The organism is Pedococcus dokdonensis, from assembly GCF_900104525.1.
Taxonomy (GTDB): domain Bacteria; phylum Actinomycetota; class Actinomycetes; order Actinomycetales; family Dermatophilaceae; genus Pedococcus; species Pedococcus dokdonensis.
On the sequence record NZ_LT629711.1, the window covers coordinates 698,065 to 722,811 of the forward strand.

A 24,747-nucleotide genomic window follows, 5' to 3' on the forward strand; every position below is an offset into this window, starting at 1 on the left:
GCTGCTCCTGCTGGTCCGGCTCGCTCAGAGACCGAGGTCGGACTCGAAGCCGCCGTCCTCGAGCCGGGTCTTCATGGTCGTGAGGAACCGCGCCGCGTCGGCGCCGTCGACGACGCGGTGGTCGTAGGACAGGGCCAGGTAGACCATCGAGCGGACCGCGATGGTCTCGCCGCCCTCGCCGTCGGACACCACGACGGGACGCTTGACCACGGCGCCCGTGCCGAGGATGGCGACGTTGGGCTGGTTGATGATCGGGGTGTCGAAGAGTGCGCCCCGGCTGCCGGTGTTGGTCAGCGTGAACGTGCCGCCGCCCAGCTCGTCGGGCCCGATCTTGTTGGTGCGGGTGCGTTCGGCGAGGTCGGCGATCTTGCGAGCCAAACCGGCGATGTTGAGGTCACCGGCGTCCTTGATGACCGGGACGAGGAGGCCGCGCTCGGTGTCGACGGCGACGCCGAGGTTCTCGGTGCCGTGGTAGGTCACCTCAGTGCCCTCGACGCTGGAGTTCACCGCCGGGTGGGCCTTGAGGGCCTCGACGGCGGCCAGCGCGAAGAACGGCAGGAAGCTGAGCTTGGTGCCTTCGCGCTGCTCGAACTCCGACTTGGCCTTGGCCCGCAGCCGCGCGATCTTCGTGACGTCGACCTCGACCACGGTGGTGAGCTGGGCCGAGACCTGGAGCGACTCGACCATCCGCTTGGCGATCGTCTGGCGCAGCCGCGACATCTTCTCGGTGGTGCCGCGCTTGGGCGACACGGTGGAGGAGCTGCCAGCACTGGTCGGCGCAGCCGGGGCGGACGCAGCGGGAGCCTGCGCCGCGGGGGCCTGGGCCGCCGGAGCGGCGGCTGCTTCCTGGGCAGCCTTCGCCGCATCGAGGACGTCCTGCTTGCGGATGCGGCCACCCACCCCGGTGCCCTTGAGCGACCCGAGGTCGACCGAGTTGTCGGCGGCGAGCTTGCGCACGAGGGGAGTGACGTAGGCCGAGGCGTCGGTGTCGGACGCCGCGGCGGCCGGGGCCGCGGGTGCGGGTGCGGCGGCGGCCGGAGCCGGCGCGGGTGCCTGCTGCTGCGCGGGGGCCTCCTGCTGCGCGGGGGCTTCCTGCTGCGCGGGGGCTTCCTGCTGGGCGGGGGCTTCCTGCTGGGCGGGGGCTTCCTGCTGGGCGGCTTCCTGCTGCGCGGGGGCGGACCCGCCACCCGACCCGCCGATGACGGCGAGGTCGCCGCCGACCGGGACGGTGTCGTCCTCCTGGACGAGGATCTTGGTGAGCGTGCCGGCGAACGGCGACGGGATCTCGGTGTCGACCTTGTCGGTCGAGACCTCGAGCAGCGGCTCGTCGACGGCGACCTCGTCGCCCTCGGCCTTGAGCCAGCGGGTCACGGTGCCCTCGGTGACCGACTCGCCGAGAGCGGGCATCGTCACGGTCTCGCCGCCGGACGCGCCACCGCCGTCACCCTGGCCGCCGTCACCCTGCGAGCCGGACTGCTCGGGCTCGGAGGTCGACTCCTGCGGGGCCTGCTCGGTCGAGGGTGCCTCGGCCGGCGGCGCGTCGGAACCGGCGGACGCCTGCTCCTGGGCGGGCTGCTGCCCAGCATCCTGCTGGCCCTGGTCCTGCTGGCCCTGGTCCTGTTGGCCCCGGTCCTGCTGGTCCTGCTGCTGGCCGCCGTCCTGCTGTGCCGGCTGGTCGTCACCGCCGGAGCCCTCGGCACCGTCGCCGATCACGGCGAGGTCGGCACCCACGGGGACGGTGTCGTCCTCCTGCGCGAGGATCTCCTGGAGCACCCCGGCCACCGGCGAAGGGATCTCGGTGTCGACCTTGTCGGTCGAGACCTCGAGCAGCGGCTCGTCGACCGCGACGGTGTCGCCGACATTCTTCAGCCAGCGCGTCACGGTGCCTTCGGTGACGGACTCACCCAGGGCTGGCATGGTCACGCGTTCAGACATGTGCCTGTCTCTCCTTGTACTCGTGTTCGCTGGCGGTGGTGCGGTCGTTCAGGTGCGGTGGTTCGGATGCGGTGGTTCGGGTGTGGTGGGTCAGCTGTGCGCGTGCAGCGGCTTGCCGGCCAGGGCCAGGTGGGCCTCGCCGAGCGACTCGTTCTGGGTGGGGTGGGCGTGGATCAGCGACGCGACGTCGGACGGCAGCGCCTCCCAGTTGTAGATGAGCTGGGCTTCGCCGACCTGCTCACCCATCCGGGCGCCGATCATGTGGACGCCGACGACCGGGCCGTCCTTCTCGCGGACCAGCTTGACGAAGCCCTGGGTCTGCAGGATCTGGGACTTGCCGTTGCCGCCGAGGTTGTACTCGTAGGTCTCGACCTCGCCGTACTTCTCCTCGGCCTGGGCCTCGGTCAACCCGACGGAGGCGATCTCGGGGTCGCAGTAGGTGACCCGCGGGATCCCGGTCTCGTCGATCACGGCGGGGGACAGACCGGCGATCTCCTCGGCGACGAAGATGCCCTGCGCGAAACCACGGTGCGCGAGCTGGAGGCCCGGCACGATGTCTCCCACGGCATACACACCCTCGACGCCGGTGCGCAGGCGCTCGTCGGTGGTGACGAAGCCCCGGTCGAGCTGCACGCCCGCCTCGGCGTAGCCGAGCCCGTCGGTGACCGGACCGCGGCCGACGGCCACGAGCAGGAGGTCGGCCTCGATGCTGCTGCCGTCCTCGAGGGACACCGAGACGGTGTCGCCGGACTGCGTCGCGCCGGTGAACTTCACGCCGGTCCGGAAGGCGATCTTGCGCTTGCGGAAGGACCGCTCGAGGGTCTTGGAGATGGCTTCGTCCTCGGCGGCCACCAGCCGGGGCAGTGCCTCCACGATGGTGACCTCGGAGCCGAACGAGCGGAAGACCGAGGCGAACTCGACACCGATGACGCCGCCACCGAGCACGACCACGCGCGGGGGCACGAAGTCGAGGGCGAGGGCCTGCTCGGACGTCATCACCCGCCCGCCGATCTCGAGGCCGGGCAGCGAGCGCGGGTAGGAGCCGGTCGCGAGGACGACGTTGCGGCCGCGGAGCCGGCGGCCGCCGACCTCGACGGTGGAGCGGTCGACGAGCCGACCGGCACCCTCGACGAGCTCGATCTTGTGGGCCTTGGCCAGACCCTGGAGGCCCTTGTAGAGACGGGCGATGACGCCGTCCTTGTAGGCGTTGACGCCGGACATGTCGACCGACTCGAAGGTCGACTTGACCCCGAACTGGGCGCCCTCGCGGGCGCTGTCGGCCACCTCCGCGGCGTGCAGCAGCGCCTTGGTCGGGATGCACCCGACGTGGAGGCAGGTGCCTCCGAGCTTGCCCTTCTCGACGAGCGCGACCGTCAGCCCGAGCTCGGCGGCGCGGAACGCACACGCGTAGCCGCCACTGCCTCCTCCGAGGATCACCACGTCGTACGTGGTCTCGTCGGTGGTCTCGGCATCAGCCGACATGCTCGCTCCCTTGCGTCGTGTGCATCGGTCGTGTGCCTCACCCGGGGGTCGCGGCCAGGTCGTGGCCGGCTCGGGATCGACACAGAGCATCTTGTCACTGATTGCACAGCGGGGCGCAAGCAGGTCGACCATCGGTCCAGCGCCGGTGACAGGGCCCGGGGAGGACGCCACCCCGGAGGTCGCGAAGGTGCCGGGAGACCGCCGCGCTCCCCGTATCGTTGCACCATGGCGTGGTGGAGACGGAGCGGCAAGCGCTCCCCGAAGGGTCCCTCGGACGGCCCCAACATGGCGGTCGACCAGCAGGCGGTCCGCCGGCACCTCACCGAGTTCGCGAGCAGCCGGCGCGGCGTCGAGGCCTACGTCGAGCCGCCGACCAACGTCACCGCGACGACCGTCATCCTGATCGCCCACGACGGTGAGTGGACCCGTCGCGCCGCGGGCTCGCGGGACTCGGCGTTCGCCCTCGCCCGCAGCCTCGAGGTCCCCGTCTACGACGTGCTCCAGACCGGCTACCCCAACCGGATGCGCGAGTGGAACTCGCGCCAGCGCAAGAAGCCCTGAGCCACCAGCCCGGGTATGCCGCGTGGTCATCGCGCCGGGTTATCCGCTGGTGCGCGCGGGGTCGGGATGCGAGGGTGGGAGGCACGAACCCGCGGGCCGGACGGCCCGTTCACGTCGAGCAGCAGGAGGCACCATGGCCAAGTCAGGTGACGCCCGGAAGTCCGGGGGACAGGGACCCAGCGAGGACGTGAAGCGCAAGTTCCGCGAGGCCCTCGAGAAGAAGCAGTCGCATGCGGGTCGCGACGTGTCCGACGACTCCGAGCACGGCAAGGTCGACCACGCACAGGCGGCCGCCACGACGGCGACGCAGCAGATGTTCCGGCGCAAGAGCGGCGGCTGAGCGGCCCGATCCAGGTCTGGAGATATATCTGCGAGAGGGGCCCGTCCGGTGTGGACGGGCCCCTCTCGCACGCTGTCTTCCCGACTTCTGGCCACGCGTGCCGGGTCAGCGGCCCCCGGATGGCCGCCGGTGCGGCACCGGTGGCCAGAAGTGCGGCGGTGGGGTCAGCCGGCGTAGCCCTCGACCAGCGAGAGCAGGGTGCCGACCCCGAAGCCGGTGCCGCCCTTCGGGGTGTAGCCCCAGGCCGAGCCCTCGTTGTACGACGGCCCGGCGATGTCGACGTGGGCCCACGGGGTGCCTTCGGGCACGAACTCGCCCAGGAAGATCCCGGCCGTCAGCATGCCGCCCCAGCGCTCGCCCTTGTGGGCCAGGTCGGCGACACCGGAGTCGAGCTGGCTGCGCAGGTCGGCCGGCAGCGGCATCGGCCAGGCGGCCTCGCCCGCGACGTCGGCCGCCGCGCGCACCCGGTCCCGGAAGTCGTCCTGGTTGGCCATGATGCCGGCGACCCGCGCCCCGAGCGCCACCATCTGCGCGCCGGTCAGGGTGGCGATGTCGACGATCGCGTCGGGCTTGGCCTCCCCGGCCAGGCAGATGCCGTCACCGAGGACCATCCGGCCCTCGGCATCGGTGTCGAGGATCTCGACGGTGGTGCCGTTGCGCATCGTGACCACGTCGCTCGGGCGCTGAGCCGTGCCGCTCGGCATGTTCTCGGCCAGGCAGAGGTAGCCGGTGACCTTGACCGGCAGGCCGAGCTCGGCCGCGGCGAACACGGTCGCGGCCACCGCGGCAGCCCCGGCCATGTCGGACTTCATGGTCAGCATGCCGCTGGCCGGCTTGATGTTCAGGCCGCCCGAGTCGAAGGTGATGCCCTTGCCGACGAGGGCGACCGAGCCCTTGGCCTTCGGCGGGTTCCAGGTGAGCGTGACCATGCGCGGCGGGTTGACCGAGCCCTGGCCGACGCCGACGATCCCGCCGAAGCCACCCTTCTGGAGGGCCTTCTCGTCGAGCACCTTGATGGTGACCTTGCTGCTGGCTGCGCCGTTGCGCGCCTTGACCGAGTCGGCGAAGGACTGCGGGAAGAGCTGGTTCGGTGGGGTGTTGACGAGGTCGCGCGCGTAGGCCTTGGCGTCGGCCAGCACCGCGGCGCGGGTGGCGGCCGCCTTGACCGGCTTGAGCCGGGCGTCAGCCGTGACCACGGTGATCGTGCCGACCGGCTTGCCGGCCTTCGCGCTGGGACCGCGCACCCCGGCATACCGGTAGGCCCCGAGGGCGGCCCCCTCGGCGACGGCAGCGACGGACTCCACCCCGGAGGTGGGCAGCGCGAGGGCCACGCGGGTCGCGTTCTTGAGCGAGCGGGTCGCGGCGCCGGCGGCCCGGCGCAGCACCTCGTGGTCGAAGGAGGTGGTGCGGGCGGTGCCCTTGCCGAGGCCGGTCAGGACGACGCGGGCGGCCGCGACGCCGGGGACCCCGGCGATGGTGACGACCTCCTCGGCGGCCCCGGTCGCCTGCAGGGCGCTGAGCTGGGCGGCGACGTGGGCGACAGCCGGACGCGGCAGGCCGTGACCTGCAGCCAGGGCGGCCTTGCCGTCGGTCTCGACCGTGCCGAGCACGAGGGCGTCGGCCTTGAGGTCGTGGGCGGAGCGGTCGGACACGTTGACGGTGGTCACGTAGTCATCCTTCGGGGGGTGGGGGCGGTTGGCCTGCACAGCGCAGGATAGCCGTGCGCGAGGAGCCGGCAGCGGAGGGCGGTAGCGTTCGGCGCATGAGCGACGCAGCCCTGAAGACCTCGCCCCTGCACGACCGGCACGTGGCCCTCGGCGCCAAGATGGCCGACTTCGGTGGCTGGGAGATGCCGATCGAGTACCCGGGTGGCGGCGTGGTCCGCGAGCACACCGCTGTCCGCACCTCCGTCGGCATCTTCGACGTGTCCCACCTGGGCAAGGCCCGGGTCTCGGGGCCGGGGGCACGCGACTTCGTCAACTCCTGCCTGGCCAACGACCTCGGCCGGATCCACGAGGGCAAGGCCCAGTACACCTTGTGCTGCACCGAGTCCGGTGGCGTCGTCGACGACCTCATCGCCTACCTGCGCAGCGACGAGGACGTGTTCCTCATCCCCAACGCCGCCAACACCGCGCAGGTGGTCGAGCTGCTCGCAGCCGCCGCGCCCGAGGGGCTCACGGTCGAGAACCTGCACGAGGGCTATGGCGTCATCGCGGTCCAGGGCACCAAGAGCGACGAGGTGCTCGAGGCGCTCGGCCTGCCCACCGGCCACGAGTACATGTCGTTCGTCGAGACCGACTGGAACGGCCACCCGGTCATCGTCTGCCGCACCGGCTACACCGGTGAGCGCGGTTACGAGCTGGTGCCGGCGTGGGAGGTCTCCGCGCAGCTGTGGGACGCACTGCTCGAGGCGGCCGCGCCGTTCGACGGCCTGCCGTGCGGGCTCGGCGCCCGCGACACCCTGCGCACCGAGATGGGCTACGCGCTGCACGGCAACGAGCTGTCCGTCGACATCAGCCCGGTCCAGGCCCGCGTGGGCTGGGCGGTGGGCTGGAAGAAGGACGCCTTCTGGGGTCGTGAGGCGCTGCTCGCCGAGAAGGCGGCCGGCCCGGCCCGGGTGGCATGGGGTCTGCTCGCGACCGGTCGTGGCATCCCGCGCGCGCACTGCGCCGTGAAGGTGGGCGACGAGGTCGTGGGTGAGGTCACGTCCGGCACGTTCAGCCCGACCCTCAAGAACGGCATCGCGCTCGCGTTGCTGGCGCCCACCGTCGCCGCCGGCGACGAGGTGGTCATCGACGTGCGCGGCCGCGAGGTCCCCGCGACGGTCGTGAAGCCGCCGTTCGTCGAGGTCGACGTCCGCGAGGCCTGACGGCGCGTCGATCGCCACCATCGCCAGGACAGGAGCAGCGGGTATGCCGGGCGACGACTTCCACGGCCACACCTACCTCGCGCGGGTGGAGTGGGACGGCTCGACAGGTGCCGGCTACCGCGCCTACCCGCGGGCCCACACCGCGTGGGCGCCGCCCGCGCCCGAGCCGTTCGACCTGAGTGCCGACCCGCACTTCCGCGGTGACTCGGACCTGCCGAACCCCGAGCAGCTGCTCGTCGTCGCGGCCTCGTCCTGCCAGCTGCTGTCCTTCCTCGCCGTGGCAGCCCGCGGTGGGGTGGACGTCCTTGCCTACCGCGACGAGGCGTTCGGCGAGATGCCCGACGAGCTGGTGCCACAGCGGATCACGCGGATCGTGCTGCGTCCGCGGGTGCAGGTCGCGGCCGGCACCGATCTCGCGGGGGTCGAGCGGATGCTCCACGAGGCCCACGAGCAGTGCTACATCGCCAACTCGCTGACGACCGAGGTCGTGGTCGAGGCCGAGGTGCAGGTCCGACCGGACGCGTGAGCGGGCCGTCGTCGGTGGTGGCCCGTACGGTCGACGGATGAGGTACGGATTCGTGGTCCCCTATGCCGACCCGCGTGAGTTCGCCGAGCTCGCGGCCCTGGGCGAGGAGCGGGGGTGGGACGCGGTCTTCACCTGGGAGAGCCTCTACGGCGAGCACGCCTGGGTCACCCTCGCGGCGGCCGCGATGGCGACCTCGCGGATCCGGCTGGGGACGCTGTTGACCCCGGCGTCGCGACACCGCCCGTGGGACCTCGCGTCGATGGTGGGCTCGGTCGACCGGCTCAGTGGCGGGCGGGTGGTGATGACGGTCGGGCTGGGCGCGCTGCACTCCGGCTGGACGAGGTTCGAGCCCGACGAGGGCCGGGCCACCCGGGCGCGCAAGCTCGACGAGTCGCTCGAGGTCTACCGCGGGTTGCTGTCCGGCGACTCGTCCTACACCTTCGCCGGTGAGTTCTATCCCGTGGGCGCAGCGGGTGGCGAGGCGCCGCCGTCGCCCGTGCCGCCGCCGCAGCGGCCGCACCCGCCGGTCTGGGTGGTCGGGTCCTACGACCCGGCCAGGACGCGGCAGCGCTCGCTGGAGCGGGCGGCCCGCTGGCAGGGTGTGCTGCCGACGGTGCACGTCCCCGACCTGCAGCCCGGGAGTCCCCACCTCACCCTCGACTCGGTGGGCGACGCGCTCGAGGTCTTGCGCGGCCTGCGCGATGTGCAGGGGCTGCCGTGGGAGGGCTACGACGTGGTCATCGAGGGTGACAGCACCGGGGAGTTCGTGAAGTCCGACGGGACGCCGCAGCAGTGGGCCGACCTCGGTGCCACCTGGTGGATCGAGAGCTGGTGGAGCGTGCCGCCGGGGGCCGACGGCCTCGCCGAGATCCGCAGACGGGTGGCGGCCGGACCGCCGCGCTGAGCGAGGCGGTCTCTGGGGGCGCCGTCGCGGCCCAGCGGCAGTCGGCTCAGCGACTGGCGCCACCCAGCGCCGCGGCGACCACCTCGGACACCCGCAGGAGGGGGGCCGGGTGCATGACCTTCGCCGCCTGCGGAGCGAACGCGGGGGAGTCGGCCAGCACCTGCCGGGCCGGCCCGTCGGCGACGACCTCTCCTTCGGCGAGCACGACACACCGGGTGGCGACCTCGGCAGCCAGCTCGACGTCATGGGTCGCGACCACGACGCCGCAGCCCGCGGCGGCCCGCTCGGCGACGAGGGTGACCAGCCTGGCCTTGGTGGCGTAGTCGAGACCACGGGTGGGTTCGTCGAGCAGCACCACCTGGGCCTCGCGGGAGAACACCAGGGCGAGGGCCACTGCCATCCGCTGACCTTCGGAGAGCTCCGCCGGGCGTCGCTCGAGGCCCACGTCGGGGGCGAGACGGCGCAGCAGCCGGGCGCCGGCGCCCGCGGGGAGACGCTGGTCGGTGTCGTGTGCCGAGAGCTGGGCCGCGACGGTGTCGTCGTCGAGCAGGTCGCGAGGGTCCTGGGGTGCCAGTGCCGCCGGGCCGGTCAGGGTGACCCGTCCCGAGGTCGGTGACGGCGAGCCCACGACGGTCGACAGCAGGGTCGACTTCCCGGAGCCGTTGCGTCCCATCAGGGCGACGACCTCACCGCCACCGAGACGGAGGCTGACGCTGCGCAGGGCGACCACCCGATCGCGCACGACACTCAGCCGACGCGCCTCGAGCAGCGGGGCGACGCGGTCTCCGCTCGGGTCGTCAGTCGCCGCGTCGCCGGCCGCCTGAGGGGCCAGCTGCGACGCGGGTGGGACCGACCTGCCCGGCACGGCGAGCGAGTCGCGCAGCGGACGGGCGGCGCGCCTGGCTGCGCGCACCGAGAGGGGCAGCGGGTCCCAGCCCAGCCGCACGCCCAGCTCGACGACCGGCGGGCGCAGCCCGGAGCGGTGCATTGCCTCGCCCGGGGGAAGCGGACCGGTGACCCGACCGGCAGCCACCAGAAGCACCGCGTCGGCGTGGTGCACGACCCGTTCGAGGCGGTGCTCGGCGATGACGACCGTGGTGCCGACGTCGTGGACCAGCCGGTGCAGGATGGCCAGGACCTCCTCTGCCGCAACGGGATCCAGCGCCGAGGTGGGTTCGTCGAGCACCAGCACCCGCGGATCGGCGACGACGGCGACCGCGATCGCCACCCGCTGCTGCTGCCCCCCCGAGAGCTCGGTGACCGGTCGTGCGCGCAGGTCCGCCAGCCCCAGCAGGTCGAGCGTCTCCTCCACCCGACGCTGGCCACCGTGCGGGTCCGCCCCCCGGTCCGGCACCGCCGCCGCCACGACCGACTCGACGGTCCCGGCGGCGAGGTGCCGGGCCGGGTCCTGGCGGACGAACCCCACCTGGCCGGACCGGCCTCCGCCAGGGGCGTGCAGGTCGATGCCGTCGACCACGACCCGACCGTGGAGCGCGACGTCCGGAGGGTCCGCCAGCGGCCGGTCCGCCGGTTGCGCGAGCCCGGCGTCCAGACAGCGCAGCAGCGAGGTCTTGCCCGAGCCGGTCGGCCCGACGACGAGCACCAGCTCGCCCTCGGGCACCGCGAAGGTGACGTCGCGCAGGACCGGCTGCCCGGCATGCGCGAGGGTCACGGCCTCCAGCTCGATCACGGGGGGAACCCTAGAGTGGAGCCATGAGCGATGCCTGGACGTGGACCTACCTCGACGCCGAGGGCGCGGAGCTGATCGGCGAGGGCCTGGTGACCACCGCCTTCCCGTCGCAGTCCGACGCCGAGAACTGGTTCGGGGAGTCGTGGCACGAGCTGACCGACCTCGGGGTGGATGCCGTGAACCTGTTCCACGAGGGCCGCAAGGTGTACGGCCCGATGAGCCTGCGCGCCGCCGAGTAGCCCGACCGTCACGAGCCGGCCACCGCCCTAGACCGCGACCAGGCCGAGGTAGGCGAGGCCGAGGATCCCTCGGTACCCGCCCAGGTAGGCGGCTCGCTGGCGCGCCGCGCGCTGGCGGACCTCGTCGGCGTCCGGGTGGTCGGCGGGGTGCTCGGCCAGCCACCGGGCGTGGCCGGCGAGGTAGCCCGACTCGAACTCGTCCCACTCGCCCTGGTCGGCCTCGCTCACGATGACCGGCGCGAAGCCGCTGCGGGTGGCGATCTCGGCCAGCTCGGCCAGTGACCCGAACTCGTCGAGCCGGCCAGCGAGGGGAGCCGTCGCCTGCGGTGTCGGGGGGCGCGACCAGATCCCCTCGCCGTAGACCACCCGGCCGCCGCGCACGGTGCGCTCACGCAAGGCCGTCAGCGCCGCTTCGTAGGGGATCGGCTGCGGTTCGGCCGACTCGACCTGCCAGATGTGGCTGGCACCGACGCAGATCACCGCGTCGGCAGCCGGTGGTCCGGCGGTGCGTGCGTCCGCGGCGAGGAGCTCGACCCGCTCGGTCAGTCCACGGGCGGCGGCGAGGTCGGTGCCGTGGGCCAGCGACACCTCGTTCGTGTCGACCCCGATCCCGCGGCAGGAGGGGTGCGCGGCGACGGCCTGCAGCAGCAGCTCGGCCCAGCCACAGCCGAGGTCGAGGACGGTCGCGTCGTGCGGCAGGTCGCGGGTGAGGAAGTCGACGAGGCCGTCCGCCCGAGCCTGCGACATCGGGCTCATGAAGGTGAGGTGCTCGTGCGCCGGCGGCAGCGTGAGCGGCATCGTCAGCTGGGGAACTCGCCGCGCTTGACCAGCACGCGGGGCATCCGCGAGCGGCGGATCTGGAAGCCACGCATCACCGCGTACATCGCGAGCCCGCGGCCGACCTTCGCCTCGCCGAACTTCGCGACGAGCTTGGCCTTGAGACGTCGCCACATGAGGAAGCCGTCGACGGCCGCCGCGAGCAGCAGCCCGTAGACACCGATCGAGACCGCGGCGAAGACCGCCGGGATCCGGATGAACGACAGGGCCAGGACGATGATCATCACCGGCAGCATGAACTCGCCGAAGTTCCAGCGGGCGTCCACGTAGTCGCGGATGTAGCGGCGCACCGGACCCTTGTCGCGCGCCGGCAAGTGGGCGTCGTCGCCGGTCGCCATCGCGGCGCGTTGCTTCAGCTGGAGCTCGCGGCGCTTTTCGCGGTCGAGGCCACGCGCGGCCTTGCGGTCGGTCACGACGAGGGGGCGGCGGTTGGCGGCCTCCTGGTCCTTGCGCTTGGGCGTCGGCCGGTTCTTGGCACCCTCGCGGGGGCAGGCGTGACCGTGGCGGCCTGCTGCTCGTTCAGGGTCTTGTTGCGTCCAAACACAGGGTCACTGTATGCCGCCGTGGCCGCTTCCCCCGCATCCGCACCTGGCTCGACGGGGTGGGGTCGGGTCAGGGCAGCCAGCGCCAGGACGCGCCGTCGGCGTCGTCGTCCCACCAGGTCGGGCCGGGCAGCGTGTGGGCGACGGCCCCACCGAGGGTGACCACCTCGGTGCACGGTCCGTCGACCAGCACCTGCACCCCGGCGGACGGTGCCTCGACCGACTCGCGGGTCTCGCCGACCTCGACCACGACCCGTCCGTCGTCGTACGACACGGTGAGCACGGTGGCCCCGCCTGCGCGGGCGCGAAATGGCGCGACGGCGAGGTCGGACGGTTCGGCGAGCGCGGCGTTCGACCCGTCCCTGCGTGACCGGGCCGCGGTCGTGACCGCGGGGTGCAGGCGCAGCACGAGCCGGTCGCCGTTGCGACCGAGTCGGTGCGGCACGCTCAGGGCGCCGGCCCGCACCGCCTCGTCGTCGTGCAGCCCCCGGAGCCAGAAGACCAGGCCAGGCTCGCCCTCGGCGTCGACGAACGAGGCCGGGGCGTAGTAGCCGGATCCGGCGGTGAGCTGCTGCCACTGCGCCGGCGCCAGCACGGTCGGGTCCGGACCCGCCGGCGCAGCCGCGACGTGGTGGAGCAGGCCGTCGTGCCAGGCCGAGACGACCAGGTGGCGGCGGCCCCCGACCTCGACCAGCTGTGGGCACTCCCAGAGGCTGCCGGTCCAGACCGGGTCGACTTGCGACGAGGGGCGGGACGCGGCCAGTCCCTCGTAGGTCCACCGGGACAGGTCGGGTGACGACCAGGTGGCGACCGCCGCGACGGCGTGGTCGAGGGAGAGGCCGACCAACATCCGCCAGCCGCCCGGCTCCGCCACGACGAACGGGTCCCGGAACGCGGTCACGCCCAGCCCGCGCGGGGTCTCGGCGACCACCTCGCCCTTGGTCCACGGGCCGTCGAGGGTGGGGGAGTCGGCCCAGCGGACCCGGCCCAGCTGCTGGTCCGCCGCGTCGACCGAGGTGTAGAAGATCCGCCAGCCGCCCGGGTGCCGGACCAGCGAGCCCGACCAGACCCCGTCGTCGCCGTCGCCGGGGGCCAGGGCGACGTCGAGCTCGCGCCAGTGCAGCAGGTCGTCGGACACCGCATGGCCCCAGTGGCACCCGGTCCGCCACTGGGTGGAGTCCGGCACGTACTGGAAGAACAGGTGGTAGCGGCTGCCGTCCCAGGTCGGCGCCAGCGGGTCGTTGACCCAACCGCGCTCGGCCGTGAGGTGCACCGCCGGGCGTCTCGCCGCGGCACGCCGACGTTCCTCGTCACCCTGCACGCGGCCAGCCTAGGTGCGCCGCCCGGGACGGCGCGTCGGCACGAGCCGTTAGGCTCCCGAGCGTGACTGACGACGTGCTGACCGACGACCAGATCTCCGCCCTGCGCTCCACCGTTGCGGGTCTCATGCCCGGCCTGCGCGCCGACCTCGAGGACCTCACCCGGATCCCCAGCGTGAGCCTCGACGCGTTCGACCAGGCGCACGTCGAGGCCAGCGCCGAGGCCACCGCGGCGCTGCTGCGAGCCGAGGGGCTCGAGGTCGAGATCGTCCGCGAGGGCGGGCGTCCCGCGGTGATCGGTCACGTCGACGGGCCGGCCGGAGCGCCGACCGTGATGCTCTACGCGCACCACGACGTGCAGCCGCCCGGTGACGACAACGACTGGGACAGCCCGCCGTTCGAGCCCACCGAGCGCGACGGCCGGCTCTACGGGCGCGGCGCCGCCGACGACAAGGCCGGGATCATGGCCCACCTCGCGGCCCTGCGCGCGCATGCCGGCGCCCTGCCGGTCGGCGTCACGGTGTTCGTCGAGGGCGAGGAGGAGATCGGCTCCGACTCACTGCCCACCCTCCTCGAGAAGCACGGTGAGAAGCTGCGCGCGGATGCGATCGTGCTCGCCGACTCGACCAACTGGGCGATCGGCGAGCCGGCACTGACCACCACCCTGCGCGGCCTGATCCGCGTCGTCGTGACCGTCACGACGCTCGACCACGGCGTCCACTCGGGCATGTTCGGTGGCGCCGTCCCCGATGCCCTCACAGCACTCTGCCGGGTGCTCGCCACGCTCCACGACGAGGCCGGTGACGTTGCCATCGCCGGGCTGAAGTCGGGCAGTGCGAGCGACCTCGACTTCGACGAGGCCCGCCTCCGCGAGGAGTCCGGCCTGCTGGACGGGGTCGAGGTGATCGGCACCGGCAGCCTGCTCGACCGGATCTGGGCCAAGCCCACCGCCACCGTCATCGGCATCGACGCGCCCTCGGTGGCCAAGTCCTCCAACACCCTCGTGCCCACCGCCAGTGCCAAGGTCTCGATCCGCCTCGCCCCCGACGAGGCGCCGATGGACGCGTATGCCGCGGTGCAGCGCCACATCGCCGCCCACGTCCCGTGGGGCGCCAGGGTCGAGGTGCACCTGGACGACCAGGGCGCGGGCTTCGCCGCCGACGCGGACGGCCCGGTCTACGACCAGGCCCGGGCCGCGTTCACCGACGCCTGGGGTGTCGAGCCGGTCGACATCGGCGTGGGCGGGTCGATCCCGTTCGTCGCGTCGTTCGCCGAGAAGTTCCCCGACGCCGCGATCCTGGTGACCGGCGTCGAGGACCCCGACACCAGGGCGCACGGCGCCAACGAGTCGCTGCACCTCGCGGAGTTCGAGAAGGTGTGCGTGGCCGAGGCCGTGCTGCTCGCGCGGCTCGGTGCGATGCCCCGCTGACCCAGCACCCTGGGAGCACGAGACCGCGTCACCCACCCACCGGAGGCCTGCCGTGACCGACTTCCCGTCCCTGCCGAAGGACTTCACGTTCGGGGTGGCGTCCGCGGCCTACCAGGTCGAGGGTGCCGTCAACGAGGACGGCCGGGGGCGCTCGGTCTGGGACACCTTCTGCGACCGGCCGGGTGCCGTCGTCGGCGGCGAGAGCGGGGCGGTCGCGTGCGACCACTACCACCGCTACCGCGAGGACGTCGAGCTGCTCAAGGTCCTCGGCGTCGACAGCTACCGGTTCTCGATCGCCTGGCCACGGGTGCTCCCCACCGGCTCGGGCGAGGTCAACGCGGCCGGTCTCGACTTCTACGACCGCCTCGTGGACGAGCTCCTCGACGCCGGCATCCAGCCCACCGCGACGCTGTTCCACTGGGACACGCCCCAGTCGCTCGAGGACGTCGGCGGTTGGACCGGGCGGGACATCACCGAGCACTTCGCCACCTACGCCGGAGTCGTCGGTGAGCGGCTCGGCGACCGGGTGGCGCGCTGGATGCCGCTCAACGAGCCCAACGTCGTCACGATGCTGGGCTACGCGATCGGCAACCACGCGCCGGGTCGCTCCCTCGGGTTCGAGGCCCTGCCGGTCGCCCACCACCTGCTCCTCGGGCACGGGCTCGCGACGCAGGCACTGCGGGCGGCCGGCTGCCGCGAGATCGGGATCGCGAGCAACCACGCGCCGGTCTGGCCGGCTTCCGACGACCCGCAGGACGTCGAGGCGGCGCAGGTCTACGACAACCTCTGGAACTGGCTGTTCGCCGACCCGGTCCTGCTCGGCCGCTACCCGGTCGAGGGCACCGAGCAGGGCTTCCCGACCTTCCGGGAGGGTGATCTCGAGATCATCAGCACCCCGCTCGACTGGTTCGGGATCAACTACTACAACCCCGCGCTGATCGGTGCCCCCGGGCAGGGGGCCGACGACGCACAGCTCGACGGAGCCGAGCTGCCTCCGGGGCTGCCGTTCGAGCCGCGCCGTCTCGAGAGCCCCGAGCGCACCGACTTCGACTGGCCGATCGTGCCGAGCGGCCTCGGTGAGATCGTGCGCACCTTCCGCGACCGGTACGGCGCGGCGTTGCCTCCGCTCTACGTCACCGAGAGCGGCTGCTCGTTCCACGACGACGACCCGGTCGACGGCCGGGTGCCGGACCCACGGCGAATCGCCTATCACGACGCCCACCTGCGCTCGCTCGCCGAGCAGATCGAGGACGGCGCCGACGTGCGCGGTTACTTCGCCTGGTCGGCCACCGACAACTTCGAGTGGGCGGCCGGCTACACCGAGCGGTTCGGGCTGGTGCACGTCGACTACGCGACCCAGGTCCGCACGCCCAAGGACTCCTACCACTGGTACCGCGACCTCATCGCCCACACCCGCGCGAGGTAGGTTCGGCCGCATGGCTGAGCAGGGTTACGTCGAGGCGTCGTTCGAGCGGGACACGGCATACATCCCCGACCGGATCACTCGGTCGGGTGAGGGTGACGGCAACTGGCCCGTGCAGCGGGACCGCTACCGGCTGGTGGCAGCCCGGGCCTGTCCGTGGGCCAACCGCGCCATCATCGTGCGGCGCCTGCTGGGGCTCGAGGACGCCATCTCGATGGGCCTGTGCGGCCCCACCCACGACGAGGACAGCTGGACGTTCGACCTCGACCCCGGTGGGCTCGACCCGGTGCTGGGCATCCCGAGGCTCAAGGACGCCTACGAGCGCCGGTTCCCCGGCTACCCGCGGGGGATCACGGTGCCGGCGATGGTCGACGTGCCGACCGGTGAGGTCGTGACCAACGACTTCGCCCAGCTCACCCTGGACCTGTCGACGCAGTGGACCGAGCACCACCGCGAGGGAGCGCCCGACCTCTACCCGCACGACCTCCGGGATGAGATGGACGAGGTGATGGAGCGGGTCTACACCGAGGTCAACAACGGCGTCTACCGGTGCGGGTTCGCCGGCGAGCAGGGCTCCTACGACAAGGCCTACGCCCGGCTCTGGGAGGCGATGGACTGGCTCGATGAGCGGCTGGCCACCCGGCGCTACCTCATGGGCGACACCATCACCGAGGCCGACGTCAGGCTGTTCACCACGCTGGCGCGGTTCGACGCGGTCTACCACGGACACTTCAAGTGCAACCGCAGCAAGCTCACCGAGCTGCCGGTGCTCTGGGCCTACGCGCGGGACCTGTTCCAGACGCCCGGCTTCGGCGACACGGTCGACTTCGCCCAGATCAAGCGGCACTACTACGTGGTGCACCACGACATCAACCCGACCGGCATCGTGCCGGCCGGTCCCGACCTGGCCGGGTGGCTCACCGACCACCACCGCGCGGAGCTGGGCGGCCGTCCCTTCGGCGACGGCACACCGCCCGGCCCGCCCCCACCGTCCGAGCTCGTCCCCGAGGGAGACCGCCCATGACCACCCGTGCCCACGGACCCGCGCGCACCCACGACGTCGTCGTCTTCGGAGCCACCGGCTTCGTCGGACGCCTGGTGGCCGCCTACCTCGCCGAGCACGCGCCCGAGGGCACCCGCATCGCCCTCGCGGGCCGCTCCGAGCGGCGCCTCGAGGAGGTCCGCGCCGGACTGCCCGCCACCGCCCGGGACTGGCCCCTGGTGGTGGCGGACGCCGCCGACCCCACTTCGCTGCGGGCGCTCGCCGAGTCGACCACCGCCATCGCCTCGACCGTCGGCCCCTACCTGCGCTACGGCCTGCCGCTCGTCGAGGCCTGCGCCGACGCCGGCACCCACTACGCCGACCTGACCGGTGAGGTGCTCTTCGTGCGCCAGGCCATCGACGCCGTCGACGTGCGGGCCAGGGAGACCGGCGCCCGCATCGTGACCGCCTGCGGCTACGACTCGGTCCCCTCCGACCTCGGCGTCCACCTGCTGCACGAGCGCGCCGTCTCCGACGCGGCCGGCGGCCTCCTCGACACGACGCTGCACGCCAAGTCCAAGGGCGGCCTCAGTGGCGGCACCATCGACTCGTCGAGGGCACAGCTCGAGGCGGTCGCGACGGACCGTTCGCTGCGCAAGGTCATCTTCGACGCCTACGCCCTCAGCCCCGACCGGGCCGCCGAACCCGACCTCGGCAAGGAGCGCGACGCGAGCTCGGTCTTCGTCGACGCCGAGACCGGGGACTGGGTCGGGCCGTTCATCATGGCCGGCTTCAACACCCGGATCGTCCGGCGCAGCAACGCACTTCGCGGTCACGCGTACGGTCGCAGGTTCCGCTACCGCGAGGTCAGCGCCTACGGCAAGGGCCTGCGCGGGCGCCGTCGCGCGACCGTCTTCACCGCCCTGTCGGGCCTTGCCTTCGCCGGCATGGCCAACCCCCGCACCCGGCCGATCGTCGACCGGCTGGCTCCGTCGCCCGGCGAGGGCCCGAGCGAGCAGGCCCGTCGCACGGGGTGGTTCTCGATGAAGATCCGCACCACCACCGAGACCGGTCGGCGCTACCTCGCCACGGTGGCCGCCCAGGGAGACCCCGGGTATGCCGCGACGGCCGTGATGCTCGGCGAGTCGGCCCTGTGCCTGGCCCTGGACGGCGCGCAGCTGCCACCGGCCGCCGGCGTGCTGACACCGTCGACGGCGATGGGCGACGCGCTGGTCGAGCGGCTGCGGGCCCAGGACTTCACGATGACGGTGGCCGAGGTCTGACCCGGCGCGGAGCGCGGTCGCCGCGCGAGCGGTGACCGTGGACGAGCCGCCCGACCGCCCCTGAACTCGGTCGGAGCAGCCCGCCCACGGTGGGTGAGGGTCTACAACGAGACCCGCCACACCTCTCCGTCGCCCGGACAGACCGAGCAGGTCGAGACATAGGCGTCCCGACCACGGATCGCCACACCATACGGCGCGACGAGGTCTCCGGCGACGACCCGGTGCGTGCCGTGGCGTGAAACCTTGACGAGCGAGCCCATCGGCGGGGCGTCCTCCGGGCCGGCGAGCAGGCCGTTGTCGGCGAGCTGCACGGCATACAGGGCGCCACGCGAGTCGAACGCCAGCGAGGTGACGTTGGTCAGCCCGGAGGCCCACACGGTGGGGGCGTGACCCGGCACGACCCGGAAGATGTTCGCCTTGCCGGCGGGGAACGGGAAGCCGGTCAGCTGGCTCACGTAGTAGGCGCCGTCAGGACCGCGCACCACCGCGGTGGGCACCGCCTGGGCCGGGATCTGCGTGCCGGGCGGCAGGCCGAGGAACGGTGGTGCGTCGACGAGCTGGTCGTCGAAGACGGCGACGGTCGACGTCCGGCCCCAGCTGAGCTTCACCAGGTCGTTGCCGCCGGCGTCGGTGACGAGGAACTTGTCGCCGACCCGCAGGATCGAGCTCGGGTTGCTGTCGGGGTCGTGGATCGGGTTGGCCTTCGCCTCGTACGCGGCGAGGTCGGCGAGCGTCCACGTGCGGTTGGAGCCGACCTTCGCCAGCTGCAGGGTGCCGAGCCGGGCGCCCATGGCACCCATGCCGTCGCGGACCTCGGGGTTGGCGCCCAGGCCGATCAGCACCGCGAGCGCCTTGCCGCCGAGCCACTCGACGTCGGAGGGGCCGATCGCAGCCGAGCCGTCGGAGGCGGCCAGTGAGGGCAGGTTGGAGACCACCCGGGACTGCCAGCCCTTGCGGGTGACCCGGGTGACCGCGCCGGTGGTGCCGAGGCACACCTCGTCGCCCTCGGGGCCGGTGAGGCAGGACGCGGCGTCGCTGCCCCCGGTGCCGGCTTCGGCCACATAGACGTCGCCGCTGCCGGTCACCGTCAGCTGGCGCGGGTTGTCGAGCCCGCTCGCGATGCGCTTGGGCGTGGATGGATGGCCGGGCCCTCCGTGGGCCTGGGCCGGGGCCACCGCACTGCCCACGAGGGCGATGGCGGCGGTCAGGGTCAGTAGGGTGCGTCGTGCTCGTCGTCGTGGGTCGGCACTGCGAAGCATGCGTGATCCTCCTGCTGGATGTGCGGATCCCTGCAAACCACACAGTCTGGGAGAAGTTGCCTGGGGTTGACCTCCCTCAGGAGGACTAGTCCCGGTGCGTCTCGCCCGGCAGCGCCAGCATCTGGTCGAGGGCGACGCGGGCGTGGTGGGCTACGTCGGCGTCCACGTGGATCGGGTTGACGACGCGACCGGCGACCAGCGACTCGAGGGCCCACACGAGGTGGGGGAGGTCGATCCGGTTCATCGTCGAGCAGTAGCAGACGTTCTTCTCGAGGAAGGCGATCTGTTGCTCGGGGAACTGCGCGGCCAGGCGGCGCACAAGGTTGAGCTCGGTGCCGACGACCCACTTCGTGCCGGGCGGGGCGGCCGCGATGGTCTTGATGATCTTCTCGGTGGACCCGACCTCGTCGGCCGCCTCGACGACCTCGTGCTGGCACTCGGGGTGGACGATCACCTTGACCCCCGGGATCTCCCGACGGGCCTGCTCGACCGCCGCGAGGCTGAACCGGCCGTGCACCGAGCAGTGCCCGCGCCACAGGATCATCGTGGCGTCCTCGAGCTGCTGCCGGGTCAGGCCGCCCATCGGCTTGTGGGGGTCGAACACCACGCAGCCGTCCAGCGACCCGCCGAGGTCGCGGACGTAGGTGTTGCGGCCGAGGTGCTGGTCGGGCAGGAACAGCACCTTGCCGCCCGTGCCGGCCTGGTCGAGCGCCCAGGTGAGCGCGGTGCGGGCGTTGGAGGACGTGCAGATGGTGCCGCCGTGCCGGCCGGTGAAGGCCTTGATGGCCGCGCTGGAGTTCATGTAGGTGACCGGGATCGTGCGATCGGCCACCCCCGCCTCGACGAGGTCGTCCCAGGCGTCCTCGACCTGCCGGATCGCGGCCATGTCGGCCATCGAACAGCCCGCCGCGAGGTCGGGCAGGATCACGGTCTGCTCGTCGCTGGTCAGGATGTCGGCCGACTCGGCCATGAAGTGCACCCCGCAGAAGACGATGTAGGGGGCCTCAGGGCGGGCCGCGGCATCCTTGGCCAGCTTGAAGGAGTCGCCGGTCACGTCGGCGAACTCGATCACCTCGTCGCGCTGGTAGTGGTGACCCAGCACGAAGACCTGGTCGCCGAGGGCTGCCTTGGCCGCGCGGGCGCGCTCGACCAGCCCCGGGTCGGACGGGGCCGGCAGGTCGCCGGGGCACTCCACGCCGCGCTCGGTGTGCAGGTCGGTGCCCCGACCCAAAACCAGCAGCGGCAGGGGAGAGGGGCGAGTGTCCGACGGGGTCACGGGGGTGCTCACGCCCCGATCGTATGCCGTGCCGCTCACCTCTCCGTGCCGCCCGGTCGGCCCGCGCAAGCGGCCCGCGCGGCTAGGGTCGCCGCCATGGACGACGACCACGCGCTGGCCGCCCTGCGGGCCGTGACCGCGGCGATGGTCGCCACGGTCCGTTCCACCGACCACGCGGCGGCCGTCCCGGCCTGCCCGGGCTGGACGGTGACCGACCTGGTCGACCACCTGGGCAGGGTGCACCTCTGGGCCGCTCACTGTGCCCGCGAGGGCGCGCCACCGGCCCCCTACCCGCGGCGGGACCGCGAGCAGCCCCTCGCCGACTGGTACGCCGGGTGCGCGGGCGCCATCGTGACGACTCTGACCGAGCTGCCGCCGGAGCACCCGTCGTGGAGCTTCTCGGCCGACCCCGCCCACGGCACCGCGTCGTTCTGGCGCCGCCGGCAGCTCCACGAGACGGTCGTCCACCACGTCGACGCGCTCCAGGCGGCCGGGCGGCTGGCCCGTTCGGGTGTGGTGGGCGAGGTGCCCGGTCTGACGGCACACGACGCGGCCGACGGGGTGGCGGAGGTGTTCGAGGTGATGGCGCCACGGACCCTGGTGCGCCACGCCGAGCGACCACCTCTCGAGGTGATCCCGGCGCCGGATCCGATTGCGTTCTCCTGCAACGATGTCGACGCCGCGTGGACGGTGCGCTTGGTCGACGGAGCCGTCGAGCTCGTCGACGGTGTGGCGCCGGAGGCCGCGGCCCGGATCAGTGGACCGGCCGCTCACCTCTACCTCGCACTCTGGCACCGCGCCGACGCTGACCGGCTCAGCGCGAGCGGTGACGAGGCGGCAGCGCGACGGCTCCTGGGGGCCTCGCTGGTGCCGTGACCCGCCCGGCCTACAGCGGGTGGATCTTGGTGCTGTTCATCGCCACGCTCACGGTGTTCTCACCGAACCGGACGTGGATGCGGTCGCCGGTGACCCGGACCACCGAGCCGAGCCCGTGCCGGTCGTGGGTGACGCGGTCGTTGACCGCGAAGTCGGGCACGTCAGGGGTCTCTGCGGCCCGGAACGGGCTGTTCGGGAGGTGCGGCTTCTTGGCGGGCTGACGTGGGCGCATCTGTCCAGTGTGGACCCCTTTTGCCGCAACCGCCTCCACCGGGGGTCGTCACCACGCGCTGTGCGAGCCCAACCGCGGCGAATTCATCCCGCCGCACGCAGCCCCACGGCAACTGGGAGGATGGCGCCGTGCACGTCGTCATCGCCCCGGACTGCTTCACCGGCACCCTCACCGCCCAGCAGGCCGCCGAGGCGATGGCCCAGGGCTGGGCGGCCAGTGCCCCGCACGACCTGCTGACGCTGCGACCGCTCTCCGATGGCGGACCCGGTTTCCTCGACGTGCTGGCCGCAGCCCTGCCCGACGCCCAGACGCTGGCCGTGACGGTCGCGGACTCCTTGGGTCGCGACGTGCCCGCAGCCCTCCTGGTCGTCGAGGACGGCGGGCGCCGCACGGCATACCTCGAGTCGGCCCAGGCGGCCGGGCTCCACCTGCTGGCGGCCGACGAGCGCAACCCGGCGCTGACCAGCACCTGGGGTGTGGGCCAGCTGCTGGAGGCGGCGCTGGCCGAAGGGGTGGGGCGCATCGTCGTCGGGCTGGGCGGCAGCGCGACCAACGACGCGGGCGCCGGCCTGCTCGCGGCCATCGGTGCCGGCGCGCCCCAGGACCTCGCCCGGGGCGGGCTGGCCCTCGCCGACCTGTCCGATGCCGGCCTGCCCGGCCTGGCCGCCGCACGCGAGCGGTTCCGCGGCGTGGAGCTGGTGCTGGCCACCGACGTGGAGTCGCCACTGCTCGGGCTGCAGGGCGCGAGCGCGGTCTTCAGTCCCCAGAAGGGAGCCTCGCCGGAGCTGGCCCAGGCGCTGGAGAACGCCCTCGGCCGGTTCGACGAGGTGGTCCGCCGGACCATGCCCGAGCCGACCGACCTGCTCACCGGCAGCGCGCGACGGCTCGACAAGGTCCCCGGCGCAGGCGCTGCGGGTGGGCTCGGGTACGCGCTCCTGCTGCTCGGTGGCACCCGCGTCAGCGGCGTCGGGGAGGTGCTCCGGGCGGTGGGCCTGCGCGACCTGCTCCGCGCTGCGGACCTCGTGGTCACCGGTGAGGGCAGCTTCGACTGGCAGAGCCTGCAGGGCAAGGTCGTGGCCGGCGTCGCCGAGGCGGCCCTCGAGACCGCCACCCCAAGCGTCGTGGTCGCCGGGCAGGTCCTGGTCGGGCGCCGCGAGGCCATGACGCTGGGGCTGTCCGGGAGCTATGCGGTCGCGGAGACCCCCGCCCAGGTGGAGGCGGCGATGGCCGACCCGGTGGGCACCCTCGCGGCGCGAACCGCCCGGGTCGCGGCCACCTGGTCCCCGCGGGCCTGAGCACGACGTACAGTGGAGGGGCGCGGGGAACATTTCGCGCGAACCGTGGGTTGGCACGGGTGGCCGACCTCCACCGACATGAAGGACGCATTCACATGAGTGTTCAGGACCAGACCGCCGCGACGACCACCGTCGACGCCACCGAGGCGCCTGCCGAGGTCACGCACGGCGTGCTCCTCACCGACGTCGCGGCCTCCAAGGTCAAGTCCCTGCTCGAGCAGGAGGGTCGTGACGACCTGCGCCTGCGCGTCGGAGTGCAGCCCGGTGGCTGCTCCGGCCTGATCTACCAGCTCTACTTCGACGAGCGCACCCTCGACGGTGACCTCGTCCGTGACTTCGACGGCGTCGAGGTGGTCGTCGACCGGATGAGCTCCCCCTACCTCGAGGGCGCCACGATCGACTTCGCCGACACGATCGAGAAGCAGGGGTTCACCATCGACAACCCCAACGCCGGCAGCTCCTGCGCCTGCGGCGACTCCTTCAGCTGAGCAAGCACCGCTCGTCGACCAACGCAAGGGGCCCGTCACCGACCGGTGACGGGCCCTTTCGTGTGCGCGGACCCCGGTCTTTGCGGGAGCCGACGGGTCCTGGGCCGTCGAAACACGCAAAGACTGCAGTCAGGGCTAGCGGTACTCGGGGTTGGGGTAGTCGAACCGGGCGCCCGCGTCCCACTCGGTGCGCTGGTTGCCGCCCACCGGGAAGCCCCCCGCCCGCTTGAGCAGCGCGGCGAGGTGCATCAGGTTCCAGGTCATGAACGTCGTGTTGCGCTGGGTGAACTCGTTCTCCGGCCCGCCGCTGCCCGGGTCGAGGTAGGACGGGCCCGGACCGGCCTCGCCGATCCAGCCGGCGTCGGCGGCCGGTGGGATGGAGTACCCGATGTGCTGGAGGCTGTAGAGGATGTTCATGGCGCAGTGCTTGATGCCGTCCTCGTTGCCGGTGATGATCGCGCCACCGACCTTGCCGTAGTAGACGTACTGACCAGCGGCGTTGGTCATCGACGACCCGGCGTAGAGCCGCTCGATCACCTGCTTGGTGATGCTGGAGTTGTCGCCGAGCCAGATCGGGCCCGCGATGACGAGGATGTCCGAGTCGAGGATCCGCGCGAAGAGGGTGGGCCACTCGTCGCGCTCCCAGCCGTGCTCGGTCATGTCGAGGTAGACCCCCGTGGCGAGGTCGTGGTCGACCGCTCGGATGACGTCCACCTCGACGCCGTGCTTGCGCATGATGGCCGCGCTGATGTCGACCAGGCCCTGCGTGTTGCTCGTCTCGGGAGAGCGCTTGAGCGTGCAGTTGACGAAGGTGGCGCGCAGGCCGCTGAAGTCGAAGGCGGCGATCTCGGGTTCGGTCATGGTGAGACTGTGCCGCGTCGGGACTGCCGGGGCAACGGTCAGGCGACGTAGGGGCGTTCGGTGGGACGGCACCGGGACGGCAGCGGGACGGCAGCGGGA

Annotated in this window: 24 protein-coding genes; 13 read left to right on the forward strand and 11 right to left on the reverse strand. The window is 72.7% G+C overall.

Translation table 11 applies throughout. The features are described from left to right. Positions 1 to 24: 24 nt before the first annotated feature. Both sucB and lpdA read right to left on the reverse strand, forming a co-directional pair. Complete coding sequence (gene sucB / locus BLQ34_RS03370; RefSeq protein WP_091781501.1) at positions 25 to 1,935, reverse strand: 2-oxoglutarate dehydrogenase, E2 component, dihydrolipoamide succinyltransferase; 1,911 nt, start codon at positions 1,933 to 1,935, stop codon at positions 25 to 27. 90 nt (positions 1,936 to 2,025) lie between these two features. Then, positions 2,026 to 3,417, reverse strand: a complete 1,392-nt coding sequence (gene lpdA / locus BLQ34_RS03375) for a dihydrolipoyl dehydrogenase (RefSeq protein WP_091781504.1) — start codon at positions 3,415 to 3,417, stop codon at positions 2,026 to 2,028. A gap of 225 nt (positions 3,418 to 3,642) precedes the next feature. Here lpdA and BLQ34_RS03380 point away from each other — a divergent pair, with 225 nt between their 5' ends. Then, positions 3,643 to 3,978: a hypothetical protein gene (locus BLQ34_RS03380; protein WP_091781507.1), complete on the forward strand. Its 336-nt coding sequence runs from the start codon at positions 3,643 to 3,645 to the stop codon at positions 3,976 to 3,978. 133 nt (positions 3,979 to 4,111) lie between these two features. Beyond that, positions 4,112 to 4,318 (forward strand): DUF5302 domain-containing protein, encoded by a 207-nt coding sequence (locus tag BLQ34_RS03385; protein ID WP_091781509.1) that lies wholly within the window; start codon positions 4,112 to 4,114, stop codon positions 4,316 to 4,318. A gap of 164 nt (positions 4,319 to 4,482) precedes the next feature. Here BLQ34_RS03385 and BLQ34_RS03390 read toward each other — a convergent pair whose 3' ends face one another. Then, positions 4,483 to 5,985 (reverse strand): leucyl aminopeptidase, encoded by a 1,503-nt coding sequence (locus BLQ34_RS03390; RefSeq protein WP_091781512.1) that lies wholly within the window; start codon positions 5,983 to 5,985, stop codon positions 4,483 to 4,485. 95 nt (positions 5,986 to 6,080) lie between these two features. Between BLQ34_RS03390 and gcvT the strand changes: the two genes are divergently transcribed. The 3 genes from gcvT to BLQ34_RS03405 are packed head-to-tail and all read left to right on the forward strand — an operon-like array spanning position 6,081 to position 8,617. Continuing rightward, on the forward strand, positions 6,081 to 7,187 hold the full coding sequence (gcvT, locus tag BLQ34_RS03395; RefSeq protein ID WP_091781515.1) for a glycine cleavage system aminomethyltransferase GcvT: 1,107 nt from the start codon (positions 6,081 to 6,083) through the stop codon (positions 7,185 to 7,187). Positions 7,188 to 7,230: 43 nt separating this feature from the next. Beyond that, positions 7,231 to 7,713, forward strand: coding sequence for an OsmC family protein (locus tag BLQ34_RS03400; RefSeq protein ID WP_091781518.1), 483 nt, complete (start codon positions 7,231 to 7,233; stop codon positions 7,711 to 7,713). A gap of 37 nt (positions 7,714 to 7,750) precedes the next feature. Continuing rightward, positions 7,751 to 8,617 carry an LLM class flavin-dependent oxidoreductase gene (locus BLQ34_RS03405; protein WP_091781521.1) on the forward strand — a complete coding sequence of 289 codons (867 nt, stop codon included), beginning with the start codon at positions 7,751 to 7,753 and terminating at the stop codon, positions 8,615 to 8,617. Between the two features lie 46 nt (positions 8,618 to 8,663). On the opposite strand, the gene BLQ34_RS03410 is transcribed toward BLQ34_RS03405, so the two are convergent. Continuing rightward, positions 8,664 to 10,307 carry an ABC transporter ATP-binding protein gene (locus BLQ34_RS03410; RefSeq protein ID WP_091781524.1) on the reverse strand — a complete coding sequence of 548 codons (1,644 nt, stop codon included), beginning with the start codon at positions 10,305 to 10,307 and terminating at the stop codon, positions 8,664 to 8,666. Between the two features lie 23 nt (positions 10,308 to 10,330). On the opposite strand from BLQ34_RS03410, the gene BLQ34_RS03415 reads away from it, so the two are divergent. Further along, complete coding sequence (locus BLQ34_RS03415; RefSeq protein WP_091781527.1) at positions 10,331 to 10,546, forward strand: hypothetical protein; 216 nt, start codon at positions 10,331 to 10,333, stop codon at positions 10,544 to 10,546. Between the two features lie 27 nt (positions 10,547 to 10,573). On the opposite strand, the gene BLQ34_RS03420 is transcribed toward BLQ34_RS03415, so the two are convergent. The 3 genes from BLQ34_RS03420 to BLQ34_RS03430 form a co-directional block, all read right to left on the reverse strand. After that, positions 10,574 to 11,344 (reverse strand): SAM-dependent methyltransferase, encoded by a 771-nt coding sequence (locus tag BLQ34_RS03420; RefSeq protein WP_091781530.1) that lies wholly within the window; start codon positions 11,342 to 11,344, stop codon positions 10,574 to 10,576. A 2-nt stretch (positions 11,345 to 11,346) separates the two neighbouring features. Then, positions 11,347 to 11,796 (reverse strand): DUF3043 domain-containing protein, encoded by a 450-nt coding sequence (locus BLQ34_RS03425; protein WP_231961424.1) that lies wholly within the window; start codon positions 11,794 to 11,796, stop codon positions 11,347 to 11,349. A 199-nt stretch (positions 11,797 to 11,995) separates the two neighbouring features. Then, the gene (locus tag BLQ34_RS03430) at positions 11,996 to 13,246 is read right to left on the reverse strand and encodes a glycoside hydrolase family 32 protein (protein WP_091781533.1); all 1,251 of its coding nucleotides are present in this window, start codon (positions 13,244 to 13,246) and stop codon (positions 11,996 to 11,998) included. Between the two features lie 62 nt (positions 13,247 to 13,308). Here BLQ34_RS03430 and BLQ34_RS03435 point away from each other — a divergent pair, with 62 nt between their 5' ends. From BLQ34_RS03435 to BLQ34_RS03450, 4 genes are read left to right on the forward strand one after another with little or no spacing between them, the layout of a single operon-like run. After that, positions 13,309 to 14,673 (forward strand): dipeptidase, encoded by a 1,365-nt coding sequence (locus tag BLQ34_RS03435; RefSeq protein ID WP_091781536.1) that lies wholly within the window; start codon positions 13,309 to 13,311, stop codon positions 14,671 to 14,673. 52 nt (positions 14,674 to 14,725) lie between these two features. Next, entirely contained in the window at positions 14,726 to 16,099 is a 1,374-nt protein-coding gene (locus BLQ34_RS03440) for a GH1 family beta-glucosidase (RefSeq protein ID WP_091781539.1), read from the forward strand. Between the two features lie 10 nt (positions 16,100 to 16,109). After that, positions 16,110 to 17,120, forward strand: coding sequence for a glutathione S-transferase family protein (locus BLQ34_RS03445; RefSeq protein WP_091781542.1), 1,011 nt, complete (start codon positions 16,110 to 16,112; stop codon positions 17,118 to 17,120). Continuing rightward, positions 17,117 to 18,361, forward strand: a complete 1,245-nt coding sequence (locus tag BLQ34_RS03450) for a saccharopine dehydrogenase family protein (RefSeq protein ID WP_091781545.1) — start codon at positions 17,117 to 17,119, stop codon at positions 18,359 to 18,361. The genes BLQ34_RS03445 and BLQ34_RS03450 overlap by 4 nt, the downstream gene beginning before the upstream one ends. Before the next feature lie 101 nt (positions 18,362 to 18,462). Here the strand turns inward: BLQ34_RS03450 and BLQ34_RS03455 are convergent, their stop codons facing one another. Together BLQ34_RS03455 and nadA are read right to left on the reverse strand one after the other, a co-directional pair. Then, the gene (locus BLQ34_RS03455; RefSeq protein ID WP_091781549.1) at positions 18,463 to 19,620 is read right to left on the reverse strand and encodes a ScyD/ScyE family protein; all 1,158 of its coding nucleotides are present in this window, start codon (positions 19,618 to 19,620) and stop codon (positions 18,463 to 18,465) included. Positions 19,621 to 19,705: 85 nt separating this feature from the next. After that, on the reverse strand, positions 19,706 to 20,908 hold the full coding sequence (nadA, locus tag BLQ34_RS03460; RefSeq protein WP_231961425.1) for a quinolinate synthase NadA: 1,203 nt from the start codon (positions 20,906 to 20,908) through the stop codon (positions 19,706 to 19,708). Between the two features lie 84 nt (positions 20,909 to 20,992). On the opposite strand from nadA, the gene BLQ34_RS03465 reads away from it, so the two are divergent. Continuing rightward, positions 20,993 to 21,772, forward strand: coding sequence for a maleylpyruvate isomerase N-terminal domain-containing protein (locus tag BLQ34_RS03465; RefSeq protein WP_091781552.1), 780 nt, complete (start codon positions 20,993 to 20,995; stop codon positions 21,770 to 21,772). A gap of 10 nt (positions 21,773 to 21,782) precedes the next feature. Here the strand turns inward: BLQ34_RS03465 and BLQ34_RS03470 are convergent, their stop codons facing one another. Beyond that, positions 21,783 to 22,004, reverse strand: coding sequence for a hypothetical protein (locus tag BLQ34_RS03470; RefSeq protein ID WP_091781555.1), 222 nt, complete (start codon positions 22,002 to 22,004; stop codon positions 21,783 to 21,785). Between the two features lie 128 nt (positions 22,005 to 22,132). Between BLQ34_RS03470 and BLQ34_RS03475 the strand changes: the two genes are divergently transcribed. Together BLQ34_RS03475 and erpA are read left to right on the forward strand one after the other, a co-directional pair. After that, positions 22,133 to 23,299, forward strand: coding sequence for a glycerate kinase family protein (locus BLQ34_RS03475; protein WP_091781558.1), 1,167 nt, complete (start codon positions 22,133 to 22,135; stop codon positions 23,297 to 23,299). Between the two features lie 95 nt (positions 23,300 to 23,394). Continuing rightward, positions 23,395 to 23,787 carry an iron-sulfur cluster insertion protein ErpA gene (gene erpA, locus BLQ34_RS03480; protein ID WP_091781561.1) on the forward strand — a complete coding sequence of 131 codons (393 nt, stop codon included), beginning with the start codon at positions 23,395 to 23,397 and terminating at the stop codon, positions 23,785 to 23,787. Between the two features lie 135 nt (positions 23,788 to 23,922). Here the strand turns inward: erpA and BLQ34_RS03485 are convergent, their stop codons facing one another. Beyond that, a complete protein-coding gene (locus tag BLQ34_RS03485; protein WP_091781564.1) occupies positions 23,923 to 24,648 on the reverse strand; it encodes a flavodoxin family protein in 726 nt (241 codons plus the stop codon). Positions 24,649 to 24,747: the final 99 nt, after the last annotated feature.